The organism is Spirosoma endbachense (assembly GCF_010233585.1).
GTDB classification, from domain to species: Bacteria; Bacteroidota; Bacteroidia; order Cytophagales; family Spirosomataceae; genus Spirosoma; species Spirosoma endbachense.
The window spans coordinates 3,001,779-3,020,099 of sequence record NZ_CP045997.1 but is presented as its reverse complement, the minus strand read 5'-3'; the positions used below and the strand labels follow the sequence as shown (position 1 = coordinate 3,020,099).

Sequence of the window (18,321 nt, the reverse complement as noted above, 5' to 3'; positions counted from 1 at the left end):
GCTGACCGTATGCTACGGATCGTGTTGGACAGCTAGTAAACTATAAGCCTGGTATTTAAAAAGACACCTTCTCAATAAACGCTCCTATCTGAGACGATAAAACTTACATACATCTGCTTCAAGAAATGGGGAAAAAGCAAGACCCTGAAACGAACTAAATTGACCTCTAACAGACTAACTATAAAGTGGTCGATTGGGGGCATAGTCTCCTCATAAATCGGACGGTAAATGTTTATAACTGATACAGAACTTACTAACCTGACTGCTGCGAAGTTACTCCTCTTAAGCTATGTGCTGCTATCAGCCGCAGTTGTCCCCTTGGGGTTAACCCTAGCTGTCTTCGCTGATCGCTTTTGGCCTGGCTGTTACGCTTATTGGATTCCGATTGTGTTTCTATCCGCCGTTAGTGGCGCACTGGCAGCTATTTTCTGGCTGCTTCGGTTAATCTGGCTGTTCATTGCTTATGACCCACAGCCAGCCCCCGTTTCTCAACCGGCGTTAAAAGTGACCTATGTCAGTTTAGCAATACTGATCGGCTTCGAGGTATTTTCGTACTACATTAACTATGTTGTTCATCGATAAGATTCAGAACTTCTCTTCTTTGAGCCTTTGGTTAATATATTCTCAGTGGCTGTTACAAAAGTCTGGAAGCATATAAATGCGAATGAACTAGTACTCTTCCAAAATAAAGATTATAAAAACGGTTAGCTTTGTGGCATGGGTCGCATTGCAACATCGTTCATCTTGTCAGAGGCTGACTTGACTGCGTTGAACCAGTTATTGAGCAAAGGGAAAGATTCTGTTCGAAAATTAAACCGGGTTAGAGCCTTGCAGTTTTCTCATCTGGGCCACTCGCCCGAGCAGATCAGTCAATTACTGATCATAAGTATAGCGACAGTCTATAATTTGCGTAAACGTTATGACCAAGAGGGACTACAACGGGCCATTAATGAAAAGAGCCGACCCGGTCAACCCCGTAAAGTGACCCAGCAAGTCGAAGTTCAGATCACTCAACTGGCTTGTAGTCAAGCCCCTGATGGGCGTACGCGTTGGACGGCCAATCTGATTAATGAGAAACTGGTAAAGCTCGATATTCACATTGATGACGAGTCGGTACGCTTAGTGTTAAAAAAAGTAAGCTTAAGCCTTGGCTCAAAAAGCAGTGCCGGGCCGCCGGGCGGTGCATTGGGCAGGTAGATGGCGAGTATTTGGCCAAAATGGAGGATGTACTGGCGGTTTATGAACAGGCCACCCACCCTAATAGGGCACGCATCTGCTTTGATGAGCGGCCCTGCCAACTGCTTGAAAATGTAATTGCTCCCTTACTGATCAAGCCTGGTAAAGTAGCAAAAGAAGACAATGACGGGGCTGCCCGAGCAGTATATCCGTAAGGGGACGTGCGTGGTCTTACTAGCTTATGATTTGGACACAGGTCAACGCTACACTCAAGTGCGAAAGCAACGTACAAAGGCTGATTACGCTGAGTTTATGAACGACGTAATAACAACTCATTATACGCATCTTGACCGGATTGAGCTAATTCAGGACAATCTGAATACGCATACGTATGGCTCATTTTACGAACACTTGCCAGCGGCTCAGGCACGAGCTCTGAGCCGAAAAGTAGTATTTCATTTTACGCCTAAACATGGCTCTTGGCTCAACATCAACATGGCAGAATTGGAATTTTCAGCTTTAGCCCGGCAGTGTTTGAATCAGCGCATTGGTAGTCTGGAGGAGCTGACTCATCAAGTTGCGTTATGGGTAGCGGAGCGTAATGCGAGGTCAGTCAAGGTACATTGGAGTTTTACAGTTGCTAAGGCAGAGGATAAGCTCAAGCGATGGTATGAGAAAGTCAATCCAGCTAACGAATCGGAAAATGCTAAGAATTAAATTGGAAGAGTACTGGGTGGTGTTCCGGCCATAACAGTCGCCTAGAATTTGACAGATAAACCTGCTAATTTGTAACAGTATCGACTTTTGCAACAGCCACCTCACTTATATAACAGCTTTTTAAAAGCACCCTACATGAAATTTCTTATTGCTCCAATGTGTATTGTTGGCTTTGTCTACTACTTTGCTTTCAGACCAAACCCGGCGGTTTATGAATCCCAAATCGTGCTGAAAGATCCGATTCAATCCGTTCAGGACTCAATGCGCGTACTACGTCAATGGTGTGAAGCGATCAATCCAAACATATTTATAAGTTGCTATGTCCGCCAGGATAGCGTTTTTCATTTTAAGGTTAATAAAGCTACTTTGCTTGTCTCTCACTACAATATAGGTAGAATCGATACGGTATCCCTACTCAACCCAGGGTTTGTTAATCTGCCGAAAGCCAAGGTTGCTCGGTTGCTAAGAGTAATAAAATTCTTGAATCGTAATCAGATTGGGGGTATTGTTCATGATACATCGACCGAGTCTTGGTGGTATCCTTACCAATTGGATAACCATAATGATGTTCAGGGAATACGGCATTTGTTTCTTGTGGAATCAGCGGAAGACACCTTAAAACCTACTTTTACTTATTACTACAAAATAGTCGATCGTAGAAGTCAACTCATTTTGACAAGATCTAATGATGTCCGCCCTCGAGGGGCGAGGTAGATTATTTCATGCCGTAGTGAGCTGTTTATAAAAATAGTCTAATACGAGATAAGATTCCCGACGAACAAGTTATTGCACTATTCTTGGATGTATTATATAACTATTTTTTTTACTAGCTAAAGTACGAGCTTCAGGCTAACTGCTCGTGTAGATCCGTCTCAGAATACCCTCCTCAAAGTGAGACGAAACAATATTTATGTGCCTGCTTCTTAATTGGGGCGTTTAATGTGACACAGTCTACCTTTCGTACGATTCTAGTAAATACGAAAATAAATCCATCACAAAACGCCCAACTAGTAAGTTCCAAGGGGGGAAAGGCCAATCAAGTACCGATTTTCGTGCTTTAAGAAGAAAAGTACGATACGGCAGAAGGGCCATAAACAGTTAATATATAGAGTCTTAAATTCATAATCATTTCTGTACGAGAAGATTGTCCACTCATACATAACCAAAGTGCCAATCAATAGCAGTCCTCCACATACGAACGGTTTATCTCTGATCCAACTTCAAGAGTGCTACTAGTAGGCCACTGATTTTTGTAGCTTGTATGTAGTAAATAATTTATTTTCAGAATGTTACGAACGTAACTGCTGATAAGTTAGTTATCGGTCTGCTACCTAGCTAATCCTAGCTAATCCTAGGGTCTTCTCCGTCCCTGTCTTGCGTTCTAAGCTGTCGGTCAAGTTTTTACTTAATCCCAGCTTTGATGATCCACGTAGCTATCGAGTAAAACTTTAAAGTCCACCAGCAGTTCGCAATGAATTGCCCTTCTCTACAGCATAAGATAAGCGACTGGCAAGCCAGCAATGAGCAATCAAACCATCAACTGCTCGCGGCACTCGAAAAGGGAAAAACGGTTCGTCAGTGATGACTTGAGCCCCTGATTACCACAATTCAGATGACGTATTCCTTTTTCCAAACAACACGATGAAACTGACGCTAAGCGTCGTTGACATTCCGTTTGCTGATCATAGCCTACTGGACTGAATGCATTCATCCGGCTAGTGACTTATAAAAGCAATCCATTTCCATTGCGTTTCGGAGTTTGGGAAGTAAAGTACGAAGATTGGATGGTATCTGTAACAGACAAAGGCCGTTTGCCTTAATTCCATAAAATGCTCCTTCTTGAGCGCTAGAAGCTTCCTGCATTGGCTTCTTTACTGTTGCGTTTCAAGGGATACAATCTATTGTCTCTATCCCGTGTCTTGAATGAATGACAAAACGTATAACTAACGTCGTACCCTTGTTAACGATCATACGCATTACAAATCTTTAGACTCACATATCATGGAAAAACTGTCATTACTGGCTCGTGTTCAAGCAAAACCTGGTCAAGAAGCTACTGTCGAGAACTTTCTGAAAGAAGCGTTGGCACTGGCTCAACGGGAAGCGGGCACCCTTCGGTGGTATGCCTTCAAGATCAATGAGAATACGTTTGGTATTTTCGACACCTTTGCCACCGAAGACGATCGGCAAGCCCACCTGAACGGTGAAATTGCGAAGGGGTTGCTGGCCAATGCTGACACGCTACTGAGTATGCCCCCTGTGCTCGAACGGCTTGAATTACTTGCCGTTAAATAACGGTTATAACAGGGTAATGACGTTCGTGTTTTGGCAAGTAAAGTATGAACGTCACTACCTTGTTACAAATCAAGGGACATTTATTTAATTCAAAAAATACCCTCCTACCTGAGACGAATGAGCGTTCGTGTTTCGCCTTCAGTAATGGGGCGTGTACTAGTATGCCAATGATAATAGTTGTCAACTATTATCATTGGCATACTTACAGTAAAGTGGACTGCTTTCCAAACTGTATATGCTTGTGCTTTTCTCCCCATCCATCAAGTAGCAGGCAAGCCGGTATTAGTTCCTTACCAATCTCTGTCAATTCATATTCAACTCGCGGTGGCACTTCCGGGTAAACAGTCCTTGTGATTACCCCGTCCCGTTCAAGTTCACGAAGCTGAAGCGTCAGCATTCGTTCTGTAATGTTTGGAATAACTTTTTTCAGCTCTCCAAATCGCCTTTTCTCGTTTCCCAAGCGCATTAGTATAAGTAATTTCCATCTACCGCCGATCAGTTGAACAGCATAGGTCAAATTACAATCTGAGAGAAAATTACGGTTAATGCTATTGGTCGAGCTTGCCTTAAGCTTTGTCATACTTACAAAATTGTATGTATCATACATTGGGATACCTACTACGCAAAAATATTGTGGCCTGTATAGTATTGCAACGCATTTGAAAAACACATACATGGAATCTGATAAAATAAAAGTAGGCTTAATAGGCCTTAATCCAGATAGTCAGTGGGCATCCGTATCACATATCCCGGCTTTAAAACTGCTCTCGAATAAATTTGACATTATTGGCGTAGCCAATTCCACTCATGAAAGCGCAAAGAAAGCTGCCGCAGCATTCCAAATTCCCAACGCCTTTGAAAATGCGCAGATGCTGGTAGAATCCAATGACATTGACCTGGTGGTGATCACGGTGAAAGTTGCTTATCATTTTGAATTGGTAAAAGCTGCGCTCGAAGCTGGAAAACACGTTTACTGCGAACATCCGCTTGGAAACGGGTTAGAAGAAACCAAAACGTTAGCCGCTTTGGCCAAAAGTAAAAATGTAATTGCGGTAGTAGGTACTCAGATGGTCGTTGCACCAGAGCTACTTTATTTAGCACAGCTTATAAATGAGGGCTATGTAGGAAAAGTTTTGTCTACTACGCTCATCGGCTCCGGCGGCAGTTGGGGCGACGAAACCGTCATTGCTAATTATTATCTGTATGAAAAAGAAAATGGCGCTACTATGCTAACGATTCCACTGGGGCACACCCTGGCGGGTCTAACCAAAGTTTTAGGCGGATTCAATCAGCTTACTGCACGCATGAGCAGCAATTTTAAAAATGTTAACATAAAAGACACAGGGGCAATAAAACCCAAAACTAGCGAAGACCAGATTATGGTGATAGGAACCTTGCAAAGCGGTGCTGCCGTCACCGTTCATTATAGAGGTGGGATTTCCAGGGCCACCAACTTTTTATGGGAGATTAATGGAAGCAAAGGGGATATCCAGGTAACCGCTCCACTAGGGCATGGCCAGCAGGCTCAGTTAACCATTCATGGGGCGAGGGGTGACGAAACTGAATTAAAACCTTTAACTGTGCCTGCTGAAATGTACCAAGGTTTAACTGGAAATCCGGTTATCGGCAATGTAGCCCAGATTTACAAACGACTGGCAGCAGATATTAGAAATAACACCAGGACTGCTCCTTCATTTGAGGATGCTGCGTTTCTGCATGAATTATTGAATAGGATTGAAATTTCCGCTCTTTTTAACGGGCCGTATGTTACTGGTTGAGTTTGACAGATGTTAAAATTACATTCTCAAAAAATGCTCACTTTTTACGTACAGTGATTAACTCTAGTAGACTTGGTAGGGCAATTAGTGATTCCCCTTTGTAGCAATTCGAGCGGGCTCGACCAGTCAAAAGAATGGTGTCGCGGTCGGCCGCTTTCCCGGTGATAAAGTCAGGATTGCAACTCAATGTATAGAAACCATCAACTTGGCCGGTTTTGGCATTAATGGTACTTACACCCCCTTTGTTGTAAACGCCCGTTTTTTCAATCAATAACGAATAGCTTGTTGACTGGCAGTCGCAATCGGCTGGAGCGGAGGGTTGGCGACAAGCCAGTGCACTGAGAGTAAGGGTAAGTACTACTAAAGAAGTTTTCATATTTTAAGGACCCGCCAACTGCGTTCTGGGTTGTATTTAGCCAAGCTTACCCACTGGAATCAAAAGCTATCAAATAGCACCGTATCTCCTAAAAACGCTCCCGATCGAGACAAAAAAGTAAACGTCTGGCAGGCTCCCTTACTTGCCCGTTCTTGGTTGCCCAATTTGATAACTACTGCTAGTTGCCAGTTTAAGTTAGCTTTGTAAAGGAGGCTGGTAAGGCCGAAAGTAGGGAATCCAACGGGGTACATGCTGCTTATAGTGTTGGTAGTCGGTGCCAAACCGATTCAGCAAATCCGGTTCCTCAAGCCCAATGAAGTAAACCGTATTGATGCCAAAGACTAGCCCGGCCCAAAGTAATAGGTTCCCTGACTGCAACAGCAAGGCTTCCCCAAGTAGCATAGCCAATACCCCGCTTATCATCGGGTTACGGCAATAACGGTAAGGCCCAACCACAACGAGTCGTTGTGGCGGCTCCCAAGGGGCCAAGGTTCCTTTCCCTATCCCATTAAACAGCCATATCGTTCTCAACAGCAGCGTAAATCCCGCTAGCCCTACTAGGCCTCCCATTAGCTTGACTACCCACGTGTTCAGGGTAACCCACTGATGAGGCACATAAATCAACCAGGGTATAACAATGGTTACCGTGACTGGTAACAGTAGAATAGCCAGCAGATGAGCTAGTAACGATGGCGGTCTCATCAGTGTACGTAGTGAAGTGGTTCAAACTTTGTCGGATACTCTATCACTCGACGGTAAATATAACCTGTCAAGTGACTTATAAACTGGCATTGAAAGCAGAAACAGCCAATCGACTAACTCGTGATTAAAATAACCAGGGTATCTATAAAAACACCCCCAACTGAGACGATAGAAGCTTCATATCTCTGCTTCAAGAAATGGGCGTTAACTGAGATTGGTCGAAAATGTCTTTAATACGATTTGATGTAAGAGAAGTCTCATCAATCTAAGCTTGGCAGAAATAACCTCATATGGTAATGGAGGTCCGCGCATTTCAGGTAGGAACCTGGTAATCCGACTCTAATTGATCATAGGCTTTGCTGTCGGTCTTCTGCTGACGCGCCGGGATAAGCACCATCTGGGCCCGTTTGTTGGCCGGAATGGTAATCACCTTAGTAGAGGCCCAGTTGCCGGGTACGGTGTAGGTTAGTACCTGAAACTCGACCAGATTGCCGTTGTCGCCCGCCGTCGTCAGCGTCAGCAGGTTCGTGCCGCAGTCAAATTGGGGCGGCAGCACTTACGTGTGGCCTATATAATTACTTTGTTCCTGAAGAAACTAAAGGAGCTTTTTTCATCCACTCAGTAGACGTTATTTGCTGAACCAAAAACATTGCTAAGTCTTCAAGCATAATTGTTGTTCCTTGCATTTTTGTGTCATCAGCTAGTACCACCCCAGAGCCAGGTTTTGTCGAAAAAAAGGCTGGTCGGACAAACGTCCATTCAAGGTCTTTTTCCTCTAGCACCGCGGCCATTATTGCCTCATTCACTAATTTTTTCTCTTTAAAGAAGAGATTGACAAGAACTCTTATTGCTTTTCTTTTAAAATCTAATTTTTCTTGAGGCAGTTGTATTACTGCCAAAGAAATGTTAATAAGCCTTTTTATGCCCTGTTGCTTCATTTTACTTACCAGGACGTCTCCAATTTTTTTAAACTTTTTAAGTTGATCAGGCTCTTTTACTGCCCCCGAAACGTTAATTACCGCAACGCTTCCTGTTAACGATTTTTCTACCGATGCTTCGTCCAATAAATTTCCAGCAACTACGTGTACTTTCTCCTTCAAATAACCCAATTTTTCAGGATCTCTGACAAGTACCTTAATCTGATATCCGGATTTTAGAGCTTGAGCCATTACTACTTTGCCAACCTGACCAGTTGAACCCAGGATTGTTATTTGCATTTTATATATTTTTTAGGTGAAAATAACTTAAGCCTGATAATTCAGTTTAAAGGGCGAGTCATTGCGGAACCAGGTAGTACAGAATACTATAAAGGTTTGATATTTAATCATGTAATGATACGGAAAAGAGTAGTATTAGTAAATATCATGGTAAGCCGACACCTTTTAAATAAACTCTTTCGGCGTAGTTATACTTGCGGTTGGTACGGCCACCAATCCCTACAAGCACAACCAGCAGGCAGGGAGTGGTTATGCCACTTATTCAGGAATAGGGGTACCCGGTTTTATATCTACGTTGTGATAGGAAACAACTTTCCAACCGCCTGCCTCTTTAGCCAATACCTGCAATAAACGGGTATTAAGTTGCCCTTTGGCGTCTAACTGAAGTCTGGGAGGTAGACCTTCTTTGGCAAAGCCCGATACTTGGCATAAGGTTTCCAAAAGAGCTACATCGGAGCGGACAAATTTGAGGGATACAATTTTTTGTTTTAGGACCGTATTCTTAAAAAAGCTTTTGAAAATCACCTCGTGCTGGTCTAAAAATGCTTTATGCCCTTTGAAGAACATACCTGCAATATTGGTAAAGGTACCATCTGTAGAAAATGGCTGAGAGTAAGCCGGGGCATCCCCCTTATTCCAAGCTTGGTCTTCCTGCTGGAGGATACCTTGAATAGACACTGAGTCCTTCACGTTTTGGGCACGAAGGCTTGCAGAGGTAAGGATCAGGGTAAAAACCAAGGCACTCTTGATAGCTGAACGTATTTTCATGATTGTTAGCTTTATATAAAAACAACTTGTAAGCTACCAAACGGAATATCCGTTAGCTATCCTTCTTTAGTTACCGGTTGATAAACAGGGGGTCCTGACCTGTGCATTTAAAAATAGCCAAGTTGTTGAACAGACTCGTGGGTGCATTTACCGATTCGTACCGGTCCGTCGGCGCGGAGCAGCGGCCAATTAAGCGGGTACTTTAAAATAGTGAACCGTTGTTCATTAGAGAACTCAAGTCTTTGCTACCAGGTAATACGTAATGGAATCAAAGGATCGAAATCTTTCAGTTTACCTTGTTTGCCATCGTCAAATTCTAAGGCTGCTAAATAGGTCTCACCAAATGATACTTGAATCATACTTTCATGAAGAACCTTTCTGAGAGCCAGGGAAAAGTCCTTGATTGGAGAAGGAAGCGTTAAGGCTACTTTCGTCAGTTGATGGAATCCCTTTGCATGAGTCAATGGTTGCTGCTTTTCAAACGGGTAGTCTTTCGGAGACAAGCCAAAAAATGGCATCTCAAAGAGCATAGGTTCCGTTGGGAAATCCTCATTTGAGGCAATGTTGGCAAATTGACCTTCGGGTAAATAAATGGAATAATATCGCCAGCCATCCTCAAAAAATAGGTCAATAGACTGTTCAGATTTCTGTTTGGTTCGGAAACAAAGGCCAAATGGACAAAACTGGGTGAGGCTATATTGTGATCTTTCCCACAGTTTGGTTCGTTCGATCACTGGGTTTTTAATTTCATCTTTATTATTCACCCAGGCTAATTCTAAGTACGCATTCTGAAAAAAGAAGCGCCGACATGCAGTTCCTTGGCCGGGGTGGACATTGGCTGTGCCTTCACTCAAGCCAAAGGATTGTAATGTGCTAGCGACCTGTTCCGCCTGATGAGTAAATATAAAAATATGATCTAACTCCATTGTAGGGTAGGGGCTACAAATTACACTGTTTTGTACTTTGGTAAGTAAAGTACGAAAAATAGATTGTTGATTGACAGGTAAACGATCTTTGGCTCAATCTCAAAATACGCTCCTTTTAAGCCTTAATCATGGTCGAATTTCTCCTTGCTGGCGAGCCAACTGGTCGAGGGCATCGTAGTAGTTTGTCCGCAATTGCTGCCCTGAGTGTATCCGGGCACCCAAGTCTTGGTACGCGTTGGTCATTAAGTTATAAACAGGCCAATGGGGCCATTTTACTTTAGTAGTCGTCCCATTGGGATTACCATCCCTGGCAAACGCGATCCAATAGTCACTCATCGCATCAGCCAGGATTATATCGTAAGCGGTCTGCCCATTGTTCGCAAATGCAGTCCATTGATTCGGTACTACCCCAAATACGAACGGCAATTCAGACGTGTGTACGGCTGGGAGTTGATGGCCCAAATCATCAACGGATTGTCGAGTGAAATAATAGACGTAAGCACGCCCTCCGGCCTTTGTTACCAGTCGAGCTAAGGCACGAGTCGGTGCGCCAAAGCCCAGATCGCCTACTATTTCCTGCGACCGAACTAAGAGTTCACTCGTATCAGCAACGGCATACAACTGAGCCAGCTTACCCGATGTATCCCCAAGGTCGCCCTTACCCAATAGGTCATAATAGGCCGGTAATGATTGAGCGGCTGGCTGAGGTTGAAATCGAATACCTTCGGCAGCCGTACTGCCGACCAGAATAGGGACTTGATTCCATCGGCCCCGACTAATAGCTTGATCCAGAGGCAGCGGTAATGCCCAACCGTCGATTACCGGGCCAAACCAGACCTGATAACTTCGTAATGGGCCTCGTTTAGGCCAAGGGTAAGCATCGATAATCCGTTGAGCATCGATAGCCCGTAGCGCACGTGCGGCTGACGTATCCTGCCGGTCAATACCCAGTGTCATAGCCCCTGACAGCGCGAGAGTGCGGGCAGTCTCAAGCCTATGGATACCATTATGAATACCAGTTCCGCTTTGCAGAATAGCCCGTTGAAATAGCCCGTTGGCTAAAGGAGTGGCCAGCAGAGCACCAACGGCGAATCCACCCGCTGATTCGCCAAAGACGGTAACGTTATGGGGATTCCCTCCGAACTGGACAATATTTCGTTGCACCCATTGAAGAGCGGCAATCTGATCCAGGAGCCCATAGTTTCCGGTACTGCCTTGGGCAGACTCCGCTGCCAATGCAGGGTGAGCCAGGTAGCCGAGTGGGCCTAATCGGTAATTCAATGTGACCACGACGACTCCCTTACGGGCCAACGTACGACCATCATACCCCCTTGCACTGCCCCCAAGATAACCTCCTCCATGAATCCACACCATCACAGGACGAGAAGCCTGTTTTTTCGCTTTAGCCAAGACTGTTGTGTACACATTCAGATACAGGCAGTCTTCACTAGTGGGCCCCCATTCCCTGGTAGACTGGGGACAGGAAGGGCCGTATTCGGTGGCCATCCGAATCCCTGTCCAGGGAGCTGGTGGTTGGGGGGGCTGCCATCTTCGTTGACCGACCGGTGGAGCAGCATATGGGATACCCTGAAACATGAACACATTTGTTGAATCAACGAAGCCCTCTAACGGGCCTGCATCAATCGTCACTCGGGGAGGGGCGCTTAGGTTACTTTTGATCTGAATAAATTGTGTGCAGACGAATAAACTAGACGTTAACCAAAGCATCGTGCTTGGTGTACTCATAAGCAGCAGGTTAATTAATCGATAGAACATAGCTCTTGACAAGATAAAAGGGCATCTGACTCGTTACACGAATACGGGTATGCTAATCGCTTCAACTACACTTATCGGGACGTTTGCCCTATCAGACACAAACTGCCCCACCGACCAAAACCTGACCGCTCCAGCGGCCCGGCTGCGGGGCGTTCCTCGTGTCGAGGGCAACCCGCAAACGGAAGCTCAGAAACCCATTTTGAGTCGGTCGTTTTGTGGCTCGGACCAGGCTTAGTCACCCTGGTTCAACTCAGGAGCTAGTTGGCCAAGCAAAAAGAAATGTAGTCATTCGTTGATGCGATTCAGAAGATTTACCCAACCTTGATTGCCTCCACTTAAAGGCCAAGTGAATTGGGCAAGCTATAAGTTGACAATGATTTCGGGCCGTTGACTATATTCGTGCAGCATCAGGTTTGGCCTAACATGGGCAAACTGCTTGAAATCTTTGACTAAATGATAGTAATCCGTATAGCCAAAGTGGAGAGCGATGGTAAGCCAGTCAACATTGGGATGCCTTTCTTTGTAGTCTAAGGTCAGAAAAAAGCGGCTAATGCGGCTGTACAGTTTGGGGCCGATGCCGATCCGATCCGTGAATTTCCGTTCAAATTGGCGGGGGCTCAAATTCGCTTGGCCCGCCAGCCAATCCAACGAAAAAGGGCTGGGATTGTGCAGCAACAATTGCCCAATTCGGTCGATTGGATGTAAATCAATTTTTAGCCTGCTCAGCTTGCCCAGCAAATAGGTTTCGGCCCGATGAATCATTTGGGCATAATCGCGGGCATTGGCAATCTGATCATTGACGGATTGTAACTCTGAGCTAATCACCGATTCGGCGTCACAAAATTCGCGTGTCAACTCCTGACTGGAGAACCCCAGGAACCGATACATGGCCCCAGGTTGAAATACGATCATCAGCATGAGGTACTCAGTCTGGGCAAATACCTGAAAATCAAGCCGGGATACCTGTTGACCAAATAAGGCAGTAGCGGCAATTTTTGAGGCTGTTTGCGTCAAGGGATCGTAGGCTTGGATATAGCCACGGGCAAAAAAGACAAGCGCCTGCTCGGCTCGGGCCGGATAGGGCGTTAGGTGATTAAAATCGCCGTACAGGTTAACCAGTAGATAGTATCTTACAAAGGACTGCAAGGCTGGACAGGGTGGTACTTTACGGAAAATCATGGCTTTATGGAGGTGCGATGGTGGTGGATAAAGTTACTTACATTTTTCCAGCACTCGTACTAGGTTGGCGGGTTGGTCTCGCATGGCATAATGCCCCCCCTCTAAGGTCAAAATTGGCCACCCACGTTGTTGGGCTCGTTGGGCTGAGGAGGCAAACCCCGCTTTCTGCCTGTCCCCGTTTTTGGTCATCAAAATATACCAGGTCGGGATTTTCAGGACGGCAGGATTGCTCAGGGTCAGTGGCTCCGTAAAGGTCTTCAACGGTTGTGGTACGTCGGTTGGGGGGAACGGTTTAGTTGGGCCAAAGAAGTACTTCACAAAGCCATCTTTGGTGTGAGGTTTTGTTGATGCTTCGCCAGTATGCCCGATTGCCCTGAATAAACTTTCGCCGTTGTTGGGCACAAATGCATCTACATAAATCAGCTGCTTGATCCTGTCCGGAACTTGATCGGCGACCCCCGAAATAACCATTCCTCCATAACTATGTCCAACCAGGATAATATTGTGCAGATTCTCAAAACGGATGACATTGACAATGTCGGTGATATGAGTGCGTAAGCTGATCTGGGGGCTGGCCAGATGTACCCGTTCACCCAGCCCCGTCAGAGTAGGATGATAGACCTTAGCCCCTTGAGCGGTGAGGATGGAATCGACTTGTTTATACTCCCAGCCCCCGCCCCAGGCTCCGTGAACAAACAAATACAGGCGTGTGGCATGTTTGGAGGTATTTTGCGAAAATGTGTTAAACGTAATCAGTGTGGACAGTAGCAAGAGCGTAGCTGTTTTCATGCTTAAGACGAGTTAAGGTCCGCCACAAACATACTGGTCCTCAGGGGAATACGACAAGTAAAAAAACGACATTCATCCGATCAAACCACATCTACTTTTGAAAGCGTTTTTTTAGATTGTTCCTCGAATGGATAAATGCGCTGACTCTCTGCTGGTCATTGATAGCAGTTGATCTATTTCTGCTTCTCATTTGGGATAAGAATCGATACTAGGGTAGCCAGTCTACAAAAATTTCAGCAGCTAGTTTAAACGTGAACATTCTCACAAATCGCTCATTTGTGATACATCAATGGGGTTTCAAAAGTACGCAGTTACTAGTTGGTCCAGCGACTGCGTGCTTTTGAAACCCCATTGATGGTTCGAAATTAGTCCGCTTAGTACTTCTATAAGGCTATACCGCCCGTGGCCTCTATGCGTTGGCCATTCAGCCACCGGGCCGCATCGGTACACAGAAAAGAAGCGATACCGCCGATGTCATCCGGCTCAGCAACGCGGCCCAAAGCAGTGGACTGAGCCACCCAGGCCCGTACCTCGGGCGTATCCGTTATATCCCCGCAATTAAAGATCGCACCCGGGGCAATCGAATTAGCCGCAATACCCCGACTGCCCAATTCAAGGGCTAAATAGCGCGTAAAAACTTCCACCGCTCCTTTCATCGCCGCGTAGGCCGAAACGCCCGCAAAGGAGCTCCGGGTAGTCGACGAAGAAATGTTGATGATGCGGCCACCGTTGCGCAGCAGGGGTAGAGCTCGCTGCGTGAAGAAAAACACACCTTTGAGGTGCACGTTGAGCATCTCATCAAATTGGGCCTCGGTCGTCTCCGTAATCGACGCATTCAGACTGGTACCCGCGTTGTTAAGCAGAAAGTCGAACCGATCGGTCCCGAACGTATCGGTCAGTACCCTCGTGAGTTGGGTAAAAAACAACGCAAACGTGCTCAAGTCGGCCACGTTTAGGGCCAAGGCCACAGCGCGACATCCTAACGCTTCGATGTCGGCCACTACGGCCGCGGCTTCGGTCTGCTGTCGGCGGTAAGTCAAGATGATATCGATGCCCTGCTGAGCTAACTTCAAGGCCATATCCCTACCCAAGCCCCGGCTGCCGCCGGTAATTAACGCGATTTTAGATGTACTCATAGGTGAAACGATTGGGGTTGTAGTCAACACCACAAAGGTCCCCTGCGTAGGGGGCAGCCGTATTGTAGCCGCCAATCAACTTTTTGTAGGAATCAAATCACGACGGCTTCCCCTGTCCGGAATGTACCCGGACTGACACTGACGTAGCGGCGGAAAAAGTGCGAAAAATGAGCCACGTCCACAAAACCCAGACTGTCCGCAATTTCCCAAAGCGTCCAGTCGGACTGGCGTAGCAGCACTTTGGCTTCCTGCACGAGTCGCCCGCCGATCAGCTCAGAAGTCGTTTGGCCGGTGCGTTCCTTAAGCACCTTATTCAAGTGATTAACATGCACGGCTAAGCGAGCGGCAAAATCTTTCGCCGTACGCAGCGGCACGCGCTGCTGGGGGGTAGTGAGCGGAAACTGCCGCTCTAGCAATTCCACGAAGCGCGCGGTGAGCCGGGCCTTGGCTGAGTGGGCGGGTTGACGCAGCGTGTTGGCCTGCTGCTTCTGACCCATGTGCAGTAGTTCTACCACATAGGCTCGTAGCAGGTCGTATTTGTGGGCATAATCGGAGGCCAGTTCTTCATGGATCTGGACGAAAATAGCCGCAGCCCGCGCCTTTTGGGTCGGTGTTAGTTGAAATACTAGATACCCGTCCTCCTTGAACAAGGGCATTTCGCCAGGCGTGAGTCCCCCAAGGATGGGTAGGAGAAACTCGGCCGTGAAGATGCAGAATTGGCCTTGCTGTGCCTGGGTGGGTCGCCACTGAAATGACACCTTGGGCGTTAAAAACACCAACGCATCGGGGGCAACCTCGATGGTTTTGTCGGCGCACTCGGCCCGGCTGGGGGTGCTCACTAAACTGATTTTGTAAAAAGAGGGGATGGGGTAGGGCGTATCGGGCTGTAGTTGGGTCGACCGCCAGAGGTCCGCCAAGTGGAACGCATTGACTTGGCCGACCTCGTGCTGAATATCCTGAGGTAGCAGTTGATGCAGGTCGAGGCCGGTGCAAAGCGAGAGCTCCTGATAAAGAGCGTGGAGCCCGGTAGTGGTCATGAGCGCGAATTAAGCGGGTAAGTGCTGCAATTTACAACAAAGCGGAAATCTTGCCGCCAGCTGAATTGCTGTTTACCGACAAGATAAATCGCTTAATTTCCTCCAATATCATTAGTGCCCTAGCCATTTACACCTAATTCGCTTTTTCCACCAGGCAAAACTCGGCGCATTTTAGAGGCTATAAGTCGTCAGCATTAAGCGGCAATAAGTTAAATTATACAAAAAGCTGATTGGCGGCTTCAATACGGCTGCCCCTTGGAACGAGAACTCCGATTATAGAGAAGACGACAGAATGACTACCTGCTGAATCTCAAAATACCCTCCTCATTATATGATTCTGTAACAATGATGTTTCAAGGTTATCCATGCCTTAGGCTTTAAGGTTGGCTAGTATTGAATCCTCATCCTTAAAATTTGAGGCATACTGACTTGCTTTCACCTTCCATCATTTTATATGATAAATCTAAGTTCGGTGCATTTATCTAACTGGGCAATGTCAACCGATGGAATTTCTATACCAGTATTTCTATACCTTTTTCCAACTCCACCAGCGGGACCAAAAAATTGGCAGAAATAATAACCTGCCCTGGTTTAGTACACTCCTGCAATTGAGTTTGGGATTCTTTTGTATGCTAGTAGGAGGCTACTGGGCAATCCTCTGGCTTATTCAGTCGAAGCTCACTACGGGTGGAATACAGAAGTACCACGTCAACTTTTTAACGGGAACTATCTTTGGGACTTTATACTATCTGCTTTTCAATTACTTAAAAGTCGATAGACAAACCGGCTTAACTCCATTATACTGTTTTGAGGTAACCAAACGAAAAAGAATCGTTTTCTGGTTGATTTGGATTGGCTCTGTCCTCTTTGTAGCCCTATTGGGATTTCTCCGTCACCATCTCTAATAAAGATCCAATAAATCAGTAGACCTATTATTATAGTTGAACAGGAATACGAGACAGGAATGGATATTTTTGGTTTGGTAAATCTGTTTTGCAAATTATCCAAAAACGCTCCATTTCTTGATTTTTGACTCAGTTCATGTGAGGTTCAGTCAACGGCTACGATTGAAAAGTCATGGTCACCAGTTCCGTATCCATATACTCATTGATCGCTCGTAGTTTACCCTCTCCCATACGGCACACCCAGCAGTAGCGATTGTTATACAGCTTGCCATCAGGCGTCATGTTATCACCAATTGCTTCGACCACCACGTACTCCCCTTCCGCTATAATACGCCTAGCAGTCGCCTTATAAGGGGGACGTAAAGTCGTCTTCACCGACCCCCATAGCTCATTCACTACGGCCTGTTTTCCCTGAAAGGTCTTTGCCCATTGACCACTTCCCATCCACCTCCATTGCATATCGTCGGCCATCGCCTCCAGAAAGGGCTGATCATTGCCCGTTGCTAATTCAGAGAAAATCGTTTCCATCAGGTGTTTATTCTCAACTGCGCTCATAAGGGATCAATGAATGGAGTAAAATGCGATGAGTGATGAACAGACAATGGGTACAGCTTAAGGGGCCTTTTCTAGCTGGTTATTGAGCCGCGTAATGCAGTGTCACTACCCCCGAACCGAGCGTTTTTGACTCTAATAACCTCAACTTATTCATGGGTGATGAGCTGGCAAATAGACGGATCCCTTCCCCGAGTAGGACCGGATGCAGCATTAATTTATATTCATCAATCAGGCCCAGATGCATGAAACTTTTGGCTAGGCCAGGGCTGCCGAAAATCACCAGGTCTTTGCCGGGTTGCTGTTTGAGTTGGGTGATCTCATCGACCACGTTGTCTTTGATCAACCTGGTGTTAAGCCAGTCCGCACTGGGCAGGGTAGTGGAAAAAACGATTTTGGGAATCTGCTCCACCCATCGTGCATGGTCAAGTTCGTGTTGGCTGGCCGTTGGGTCGGCTAAAACGGTAGGCCAGTAGCCTGCCATTAACTGATAGGTATGCTTGCCGTAAACCGGCACGCCTACGGTTTTTACCAGTTCATCAGCGAATTGTTGGAGCTCCTGATTGTAGGATAAGAAACCCAGGCCGCCGTGGATGTCAGCGGCAAAGCCATCTAGGGAGATGTGGGCGAATAAAACTAGCTTTCTCATCTTGCTGATTGAGGGTCACAAAGCTAGGACTGCTTTAGTAAAGGAGCCCTAGCGGAATGCGACAAATTAAGGGGGCTATTATGCCATTTTACTGGTAAGTGAGCCAACTGTTTGCCGTTAGAATTAGATGAGGTTTGATTTCGCATAAACCTCTCTTCCATGAGGTAAAGCCAGTTGCTTTACTGGGTACCCTTCTCAACGGCTTTCTCAAAAAAGGCTCCCCAGTGAGACGAGAAAACGTTCATGAATAAGCTCCTGCCTGAGACGAAGACGTATGTATCTGCTCATAAATTTGGGCGTTTAATTGGACGGCTAGAAAATAGCCAACGCCATCGATGCGTTG

The 18,321-nt window shown here is 46.1% G+C and carries 22 protein-coding genes; 8 read left to right on the top strand and 14 right to left on the bottom strand.

Annotated elements, in window-relative coordinates; translation table 11 throughout:
• Positions 1-228 precede the first annotated feature (228 nt).
• The 6 genes from GJR95_RS11995 (at position 229) to GJR95_RS11970 (ending at position 4,188) form a co-directional block, all read left to right on the top strand.
• Complete coding sequence (locus GJR95_RS11995) at positions 229-582, top strand: hypothetical protein (protein ID WP_162386090.1); 354 nt, start codon at positions 229-231, stop codon at positions 580-582.
• Positions 583-717: 135 nt separating this feature from the next.
• Positions 718-1,197, top strand: coding sequence for a helix-turn-helix domain-containing protein (locus GJR95_RS11990; RefSeq protein ID WP_162386089.1), 480 nt, complete (start codon positions 718-720; stop codon positions 1,195-1,197).
• 20 nt (positions 1,198-1,217) lie between these two features.
• Positions 1,218-1,391, top strand: a complete 174-nt coding sequence (locus GJR95_RS11985; protein WP_162383927.1) for a hypothetical protein — start codon at positions 1,218-1,220, stop codon at positions 1,389-1,391.
• Positions 1,360-1,893, top strand: a complete 534-nt coding sequence (locus GJR95_RS11980) for a transposase (RefSeq protein WP_162386088.1) — start codon at positions 1,360-1,362, stop codon at positions 1,891-1,893. The genes GJR95_RS11985 and GJR95_RS11980 overlap by 32 nt, the downstream gene beginning before the upstream one ends.
• A gap of 135 nt (positions 1,894-2,028) precedes the next feature.
• Positions 2,029-2,607: a hypothetical protein gene (locus GJR95_RS11975; protein WP_162386087.1), complete on the top strand. Its 579-nt coding sequence runs from the start codon at positions 2,029-2,031 to the stop codon at positions 2,605-2,607.
• Between the two features lie 1,287 nt (positions 2,608-3,894).
• Positions 3,895-4,188 carry a putative quinol monooxygenase gene (locus tag GJR95_RS11970; protein WP_162386086.1) on the top strand — a complete coding sequence of 98 codons (294 nt, stop codon included), beginning with the start codon at positions 3,895-3,897 and terminating at the stop codon, positions 4,186-4,188.
• A 202-nt stretch (positions 4,189-4,390) separates the two neighbouring features.
• Here GJR95_RS11970 and GJR95_RS11965 read toward each other — a convergent pair whose 3' ends face one another.
• The gene (locus GJR95_RS11965) at positions 4,391-4,768 is read right to left on the bottom strand and encodes a winged helix-turn-helix transcriptional regulator (RefSeq protein WP_162386085.1); all 378 of its coding nucleotides are present in this window, start codon (positions 4,766-4,768) and stop codon (positions 4,391-4,393) included.
• Between the two features lie 94 nt (positions 4,769-4,862).
• Here GJR95_RS11965 and GJR95_RS11960 point away from each other — a divergent pair, with 94 nt between their 5' ends.
• Positions 4,863-5,966, top strand: coding sequence for a Gfo/Idh/MocA family protein (locus GJR95_RS11960; RefSeq protein WP_162386084.1), 1,104 nt, complete (start codon positions 4,863-4,865; stop codon positions 5,964-5,966).
• Positions 5,967-6,003: 37 nt separating this feature from the next.
• Here the strand turns inward: GJR95_RS11960 and GJR95_RS11955 are convergent, their stop codons facing one another.
• The 7 genes from GJR95_RS11955 to GJR95_RS11925 all read right to left on the bottom strand — a co-directional run bounded on the left by GJR95_RS11955 (position 6,004) and on the right by GJR95_RS11925 (position 11,701).
• Positions 6,004-6,342 carry a hypothetical protein gene (locus GJR95_RS11955; protein ID WP_162386083.1) on the bottom strand — a complete coding sequence of 113 codons (339 nt, stop codon included), beginning with the start codon at positions 6,340-6,342 and terminating at the stop codon, positions 6,004-6,006.
• Positions 6,343-6,537: 195 nt separating this feature from the next.
• Complete coding sequence (locus tag GJR95_RS11950) at positions 6,538-7,044, bottom strand: methyltransferase family protein (RefSeq protein ID WP_162386082.1); 507 nt, start codon at positions 7,042-7,044, stop codon at positions 6,538-6,540.
• A 313-nt stretch (positions 7,045-7,357) separates the two neighbouring features.
• Positions 7,358-7,600: a hypothetical protein gene (locus GJR95_RS11945; protein WP_162386081.1), complete on the bottom strand. Its 243-nt coding sequence runs from the start codon at positions 7,598-7,600 to the stop codon at positions 7,358-7,360.
• A 19-nt stretch (positions 7,601-7,619) separates the two neighbouring features.
• Positions 7,620-8,261, bottom strand: a complete 642-nt coding sequence (locus tag GJR95_RS11940; protein WP_162386080.1) for an NAD(P)-dependent oxidoreductase — start codon at positions 8,259-8,261, stop codon at positions 7,620-7,622.
• 258 nt (positions 8,262-8,519) lie between these two features.
• Positions 8,520-9,029 (bottom strand): SgcJ/EcaC family oxidoreductase, encoded by a 510-nt coding sequence (locus GJR95_RS11935; RefSeq protein WP_162386079.1) that lies wholly within the window; start codon positions 9,027-9,029, stop codon positions 8,520-8,522.
• 245 nt (positions 9,030-9,274) lie between these two features.
• On the bottom strand, positions 9,275-9,955 hold the full coding sequence (locus GJR95_RS11930; protein ID WP_162386078.1) for a VOC family protein: 681 nt from the start codon (positions 9,953-9,955) through the stop codon (positions 9,275-9,277).
• A gap of 126 nt (positions 9,956-10,081) precedes the next feature.
• Positions 10,082-11,701: a carboxylesterase/lipase family protein gene (locus GJR95_RS11925; protein WP_162386077.1), complete on the bottom strand. Its 1,620-nt coding sequence runs from the start codon at positions 11,699-11,701 to the stop codon at positions 10,082-10,084.
• Positions 11,702-11,780: 79 nt separating this feature from the next.
• On the opposite strand from GJR95_RS11925, the gene GJR95_RS11920 reads away from it, so the two are divergent.
• Positions 11,781-11,966 (top strand): hypothetical protein, encoded by a 186-nt coding sequence (locus tag GJR95_RS11920; protein ID WP_162386076.1) that lies wholly within the window; start codon positions 11,781-11,783, stop codon positions 11,964-11,966.
• 125 nt (positions 11,967-12,091) lie between these two features.
• Here GJR95_RS11920 and GJR95_RS11915 read toward each other — a convergent pair whose 3' ends face one another.
• The 6 genes from GJR95_RS11915 to GJR95_RS11890 all read right to left on the bottom strand — a co-directional run bounded on the left by GJR95_RS11915 (position 12,092) and on the right by GJR95_RS11890 (position 17,978).
• Entirely contained in the window at positions 12,092-12,910 is an 819-nt protein-coding gene (locus GJR95_RS11915) for a helix-turn-helix domain-containing protein (RefSeq protein ID WP_162386075.1), read from the bottom strand.
• Between the two features lie 33 nt (positions 12,911-12,943).
• Entirely contained in the window at positions 12,944-13,699 is a 756-nt protein-coding gene (locus tag GJR95_RS11910) for an alpha/beta fold hydrolase (protein ID WP_162386074.1), read from the bottom strand.
• A gap of 383 nt (positions 13,700-14,082) precedes the next feature.
• On the bottom strand, positions 14,083-14,835 hold the full coding sequence (locus GJR95_RS11905; RefSeq protein WP_162386073.1) for an SDR family NAD(P)-dependent oxidoreductase: 753 nt from the start codon (positions 14,833-14,835) through the stop codon (positions 14,083-14,085).
• A gap of 92 nt (positions 14,836-14,927) precedes the next feature.
• Positions 14,928-15,872 carry a helix-turn-helix domain-containing protein gene (locus tag GJR95_RS11900; RefSeq protein ID WP_162386072.1) on the bottom strand — a complete coding sequence of 315 codons (945 nt, stop codon included), beginning with the start codon at positions 15,870-15,872 and terminating at the stop codon, positions 14,928-14,930.
• A gap of 1,061 nt (positions 15,873-16,933) precedes the next feature.
• Positions 16,934-17,332, bottom strand: a complete 399-nt coding sequence (locus GJR95_RS11895; protein ID WP_162386071.1) for a nuclear transport factor 2 family protein — start codon at positions 17,330-17,332, stop codon at positions 16,934-16,936.
• A 79-nt stretch (positions 17,333-17,411) separates the two neighbouring features.
• On the bottom strand, positions 17,412-17,978 hold the full coding sequence (locus GJR95_RS11890) for a dihydrofolate reductase family protein (RefSeq protein ID WP_162386070.1): 567 nt from the start codon (positions 17,976-17,978) through the stop codon (positions 17,412-17,414).
• Positions 17,979-18,321 lie beyond the last annotated feature (343 nt).

Bases quoted from the DNA above. Each gene is read 5' to 3' on its own strand.
- GJR95_RS11995 (WP_162386090.1), top strand. From the start codon at position 229: ATGTTTATAACTGATACAGAACTTACTAACCTGACTGCTGCGAAGTTA.
- GJR95_RS11990 (WP_162386089.1), top strand. From the start codon at position 718: ATGGGTCGCATTGCAACATCGTTCATCTTGTCAGAGGCTGACTTGACT.
- GJR95_RS11985 (WP_162383927.1), top strand. From the start codon at position 1,218: ATGGAGGATGTACTGGCGGTTTATGAACAGGCCACCCACCCTAATAGG.
- GJR95_RS11980 (WP_162386088.1), top strand. From the start codon at position 1,360: ATGACGGGGCTGCCCGAGCAGTATATCCGTAAGGGGACGTGCGTGGTC.
- GJR95_RS11975 (WP_162386087.1), top strand. From the start codon at position 2,029: ATGAAATTTCTTATTGCTCCAATGTGTATTGTTGGCTTTGTCTACTAC.
- GJR95_RS11970 (WP_162386086.1), top strand. From the start codon at position 3,895: ATGGAAAAACTGTCATTACTGGCTCGTGTTCAAGCAAAACCTGGTCAA.
- GJR95_RS11965 (WP_162386085.1), bottom strand. From the start codon at position 4,768: ATGACAAAGCTTAAGGCAAGCTCGACCAATAGCATTAACCGTAATTTT.
- GJR95_RS11960 (WP_162386084.1), top strand. From the start codon at position 4,863: ATGGAATCTGATAAAATAAAAGTAGGCTTAATAGGCCTTAATCCAGAT.
- GJR95_RS11955 (WP_162386083.1), bottom strand. From the start codon at position 6,342: ATGAAAACTTCTTTAGTAGTACTTACCCTTACTCTCAGTGCACTGGCT.
- GJR95_RS11950 (WP_162386082.1), bottom strand. From the start codon at position 7,044: ATGAGACCGCCATCGTTACTAGCTCATCTGCTGGCTATTCTACTGTTA.
- GJR95_RS11940 (WP_162386080.1), bottom strand. From the start codon at position 8,261: ATGCAAATAACAATCCTGGGTTCAACTGGTCAGGTTGGCAAAGTAGTA.
- GJR95_RS11935 (WP_162386079.1), bottom strand. From the start codon at position 9,029: ATGAAAATACGTTCAGCTATCAAGAGTGCCTTGGTTTTTACCCTGATC.
- GJR95_RS11930 (WP_162386078.1), bottom strand. From the start codon at position 9,955: ATGGAGTTAGATCATATTTTTATATTTACTCATCAGGCGGAACAGGTC.
- GJR95_RS11925 (WP_162386077.1), bottom strand. From the start codon at position 11,701: ATGAGTACACCAAGCACGATGCTTTGGTTAACGTCTAGTTTATTCGTC.
- GJR95_RS11920 (WP_162386076.1), top strand. From the start codon at position 11,781: ATGCTAATCGCTTCAACTACACTTATCGGGACGTTTGCCCTATCAGAC.
- GJR95_RS11915 (WP_162386075.1), bottom strand. From the start codon at position 12,910: ATGATTTTCCGTAAAGTACCACCCTGTCCAGCCTTGCAGTCCTTTGTA.
- GJR95_RS11910 (WP_162386074.1), bottom strand. From the start codon at position 13,699: ATGAAAACAGCTACGCTCTTGCTACTGTCCACACTGATTACGTTTAAC.
- GJR95_RS11905 (WP_162386073.1), bottom strand. From the start codon at position 14,835: ATGAGTACATCTAAAATCGCGTTAATTACCGGCGGCAGCCGGGGCTTG.
- GJR95_RS11900 (WP_162386072.1), bottom strand. From the start codon at position 15,872: ATGACCACTACCGGGCTCCACGCTCTTTATCAGGAGCTCTCGCTTTGC.
- GJR95_RS11895 (WP_162386071.1), bottom strand. From the start codon at position 17,332: ATGAGCGCAGTTGAGAATAAACACCTGATGGAAACGATTTTCTCTGAA.
- GJR95_RS11890 (WP_162386070.1), bottom strand. From the start codon at position 17,978: ATGAGAAAGCTAGTTTTATTCGCCCACATCTCCCTAGATGGCTTTGCC.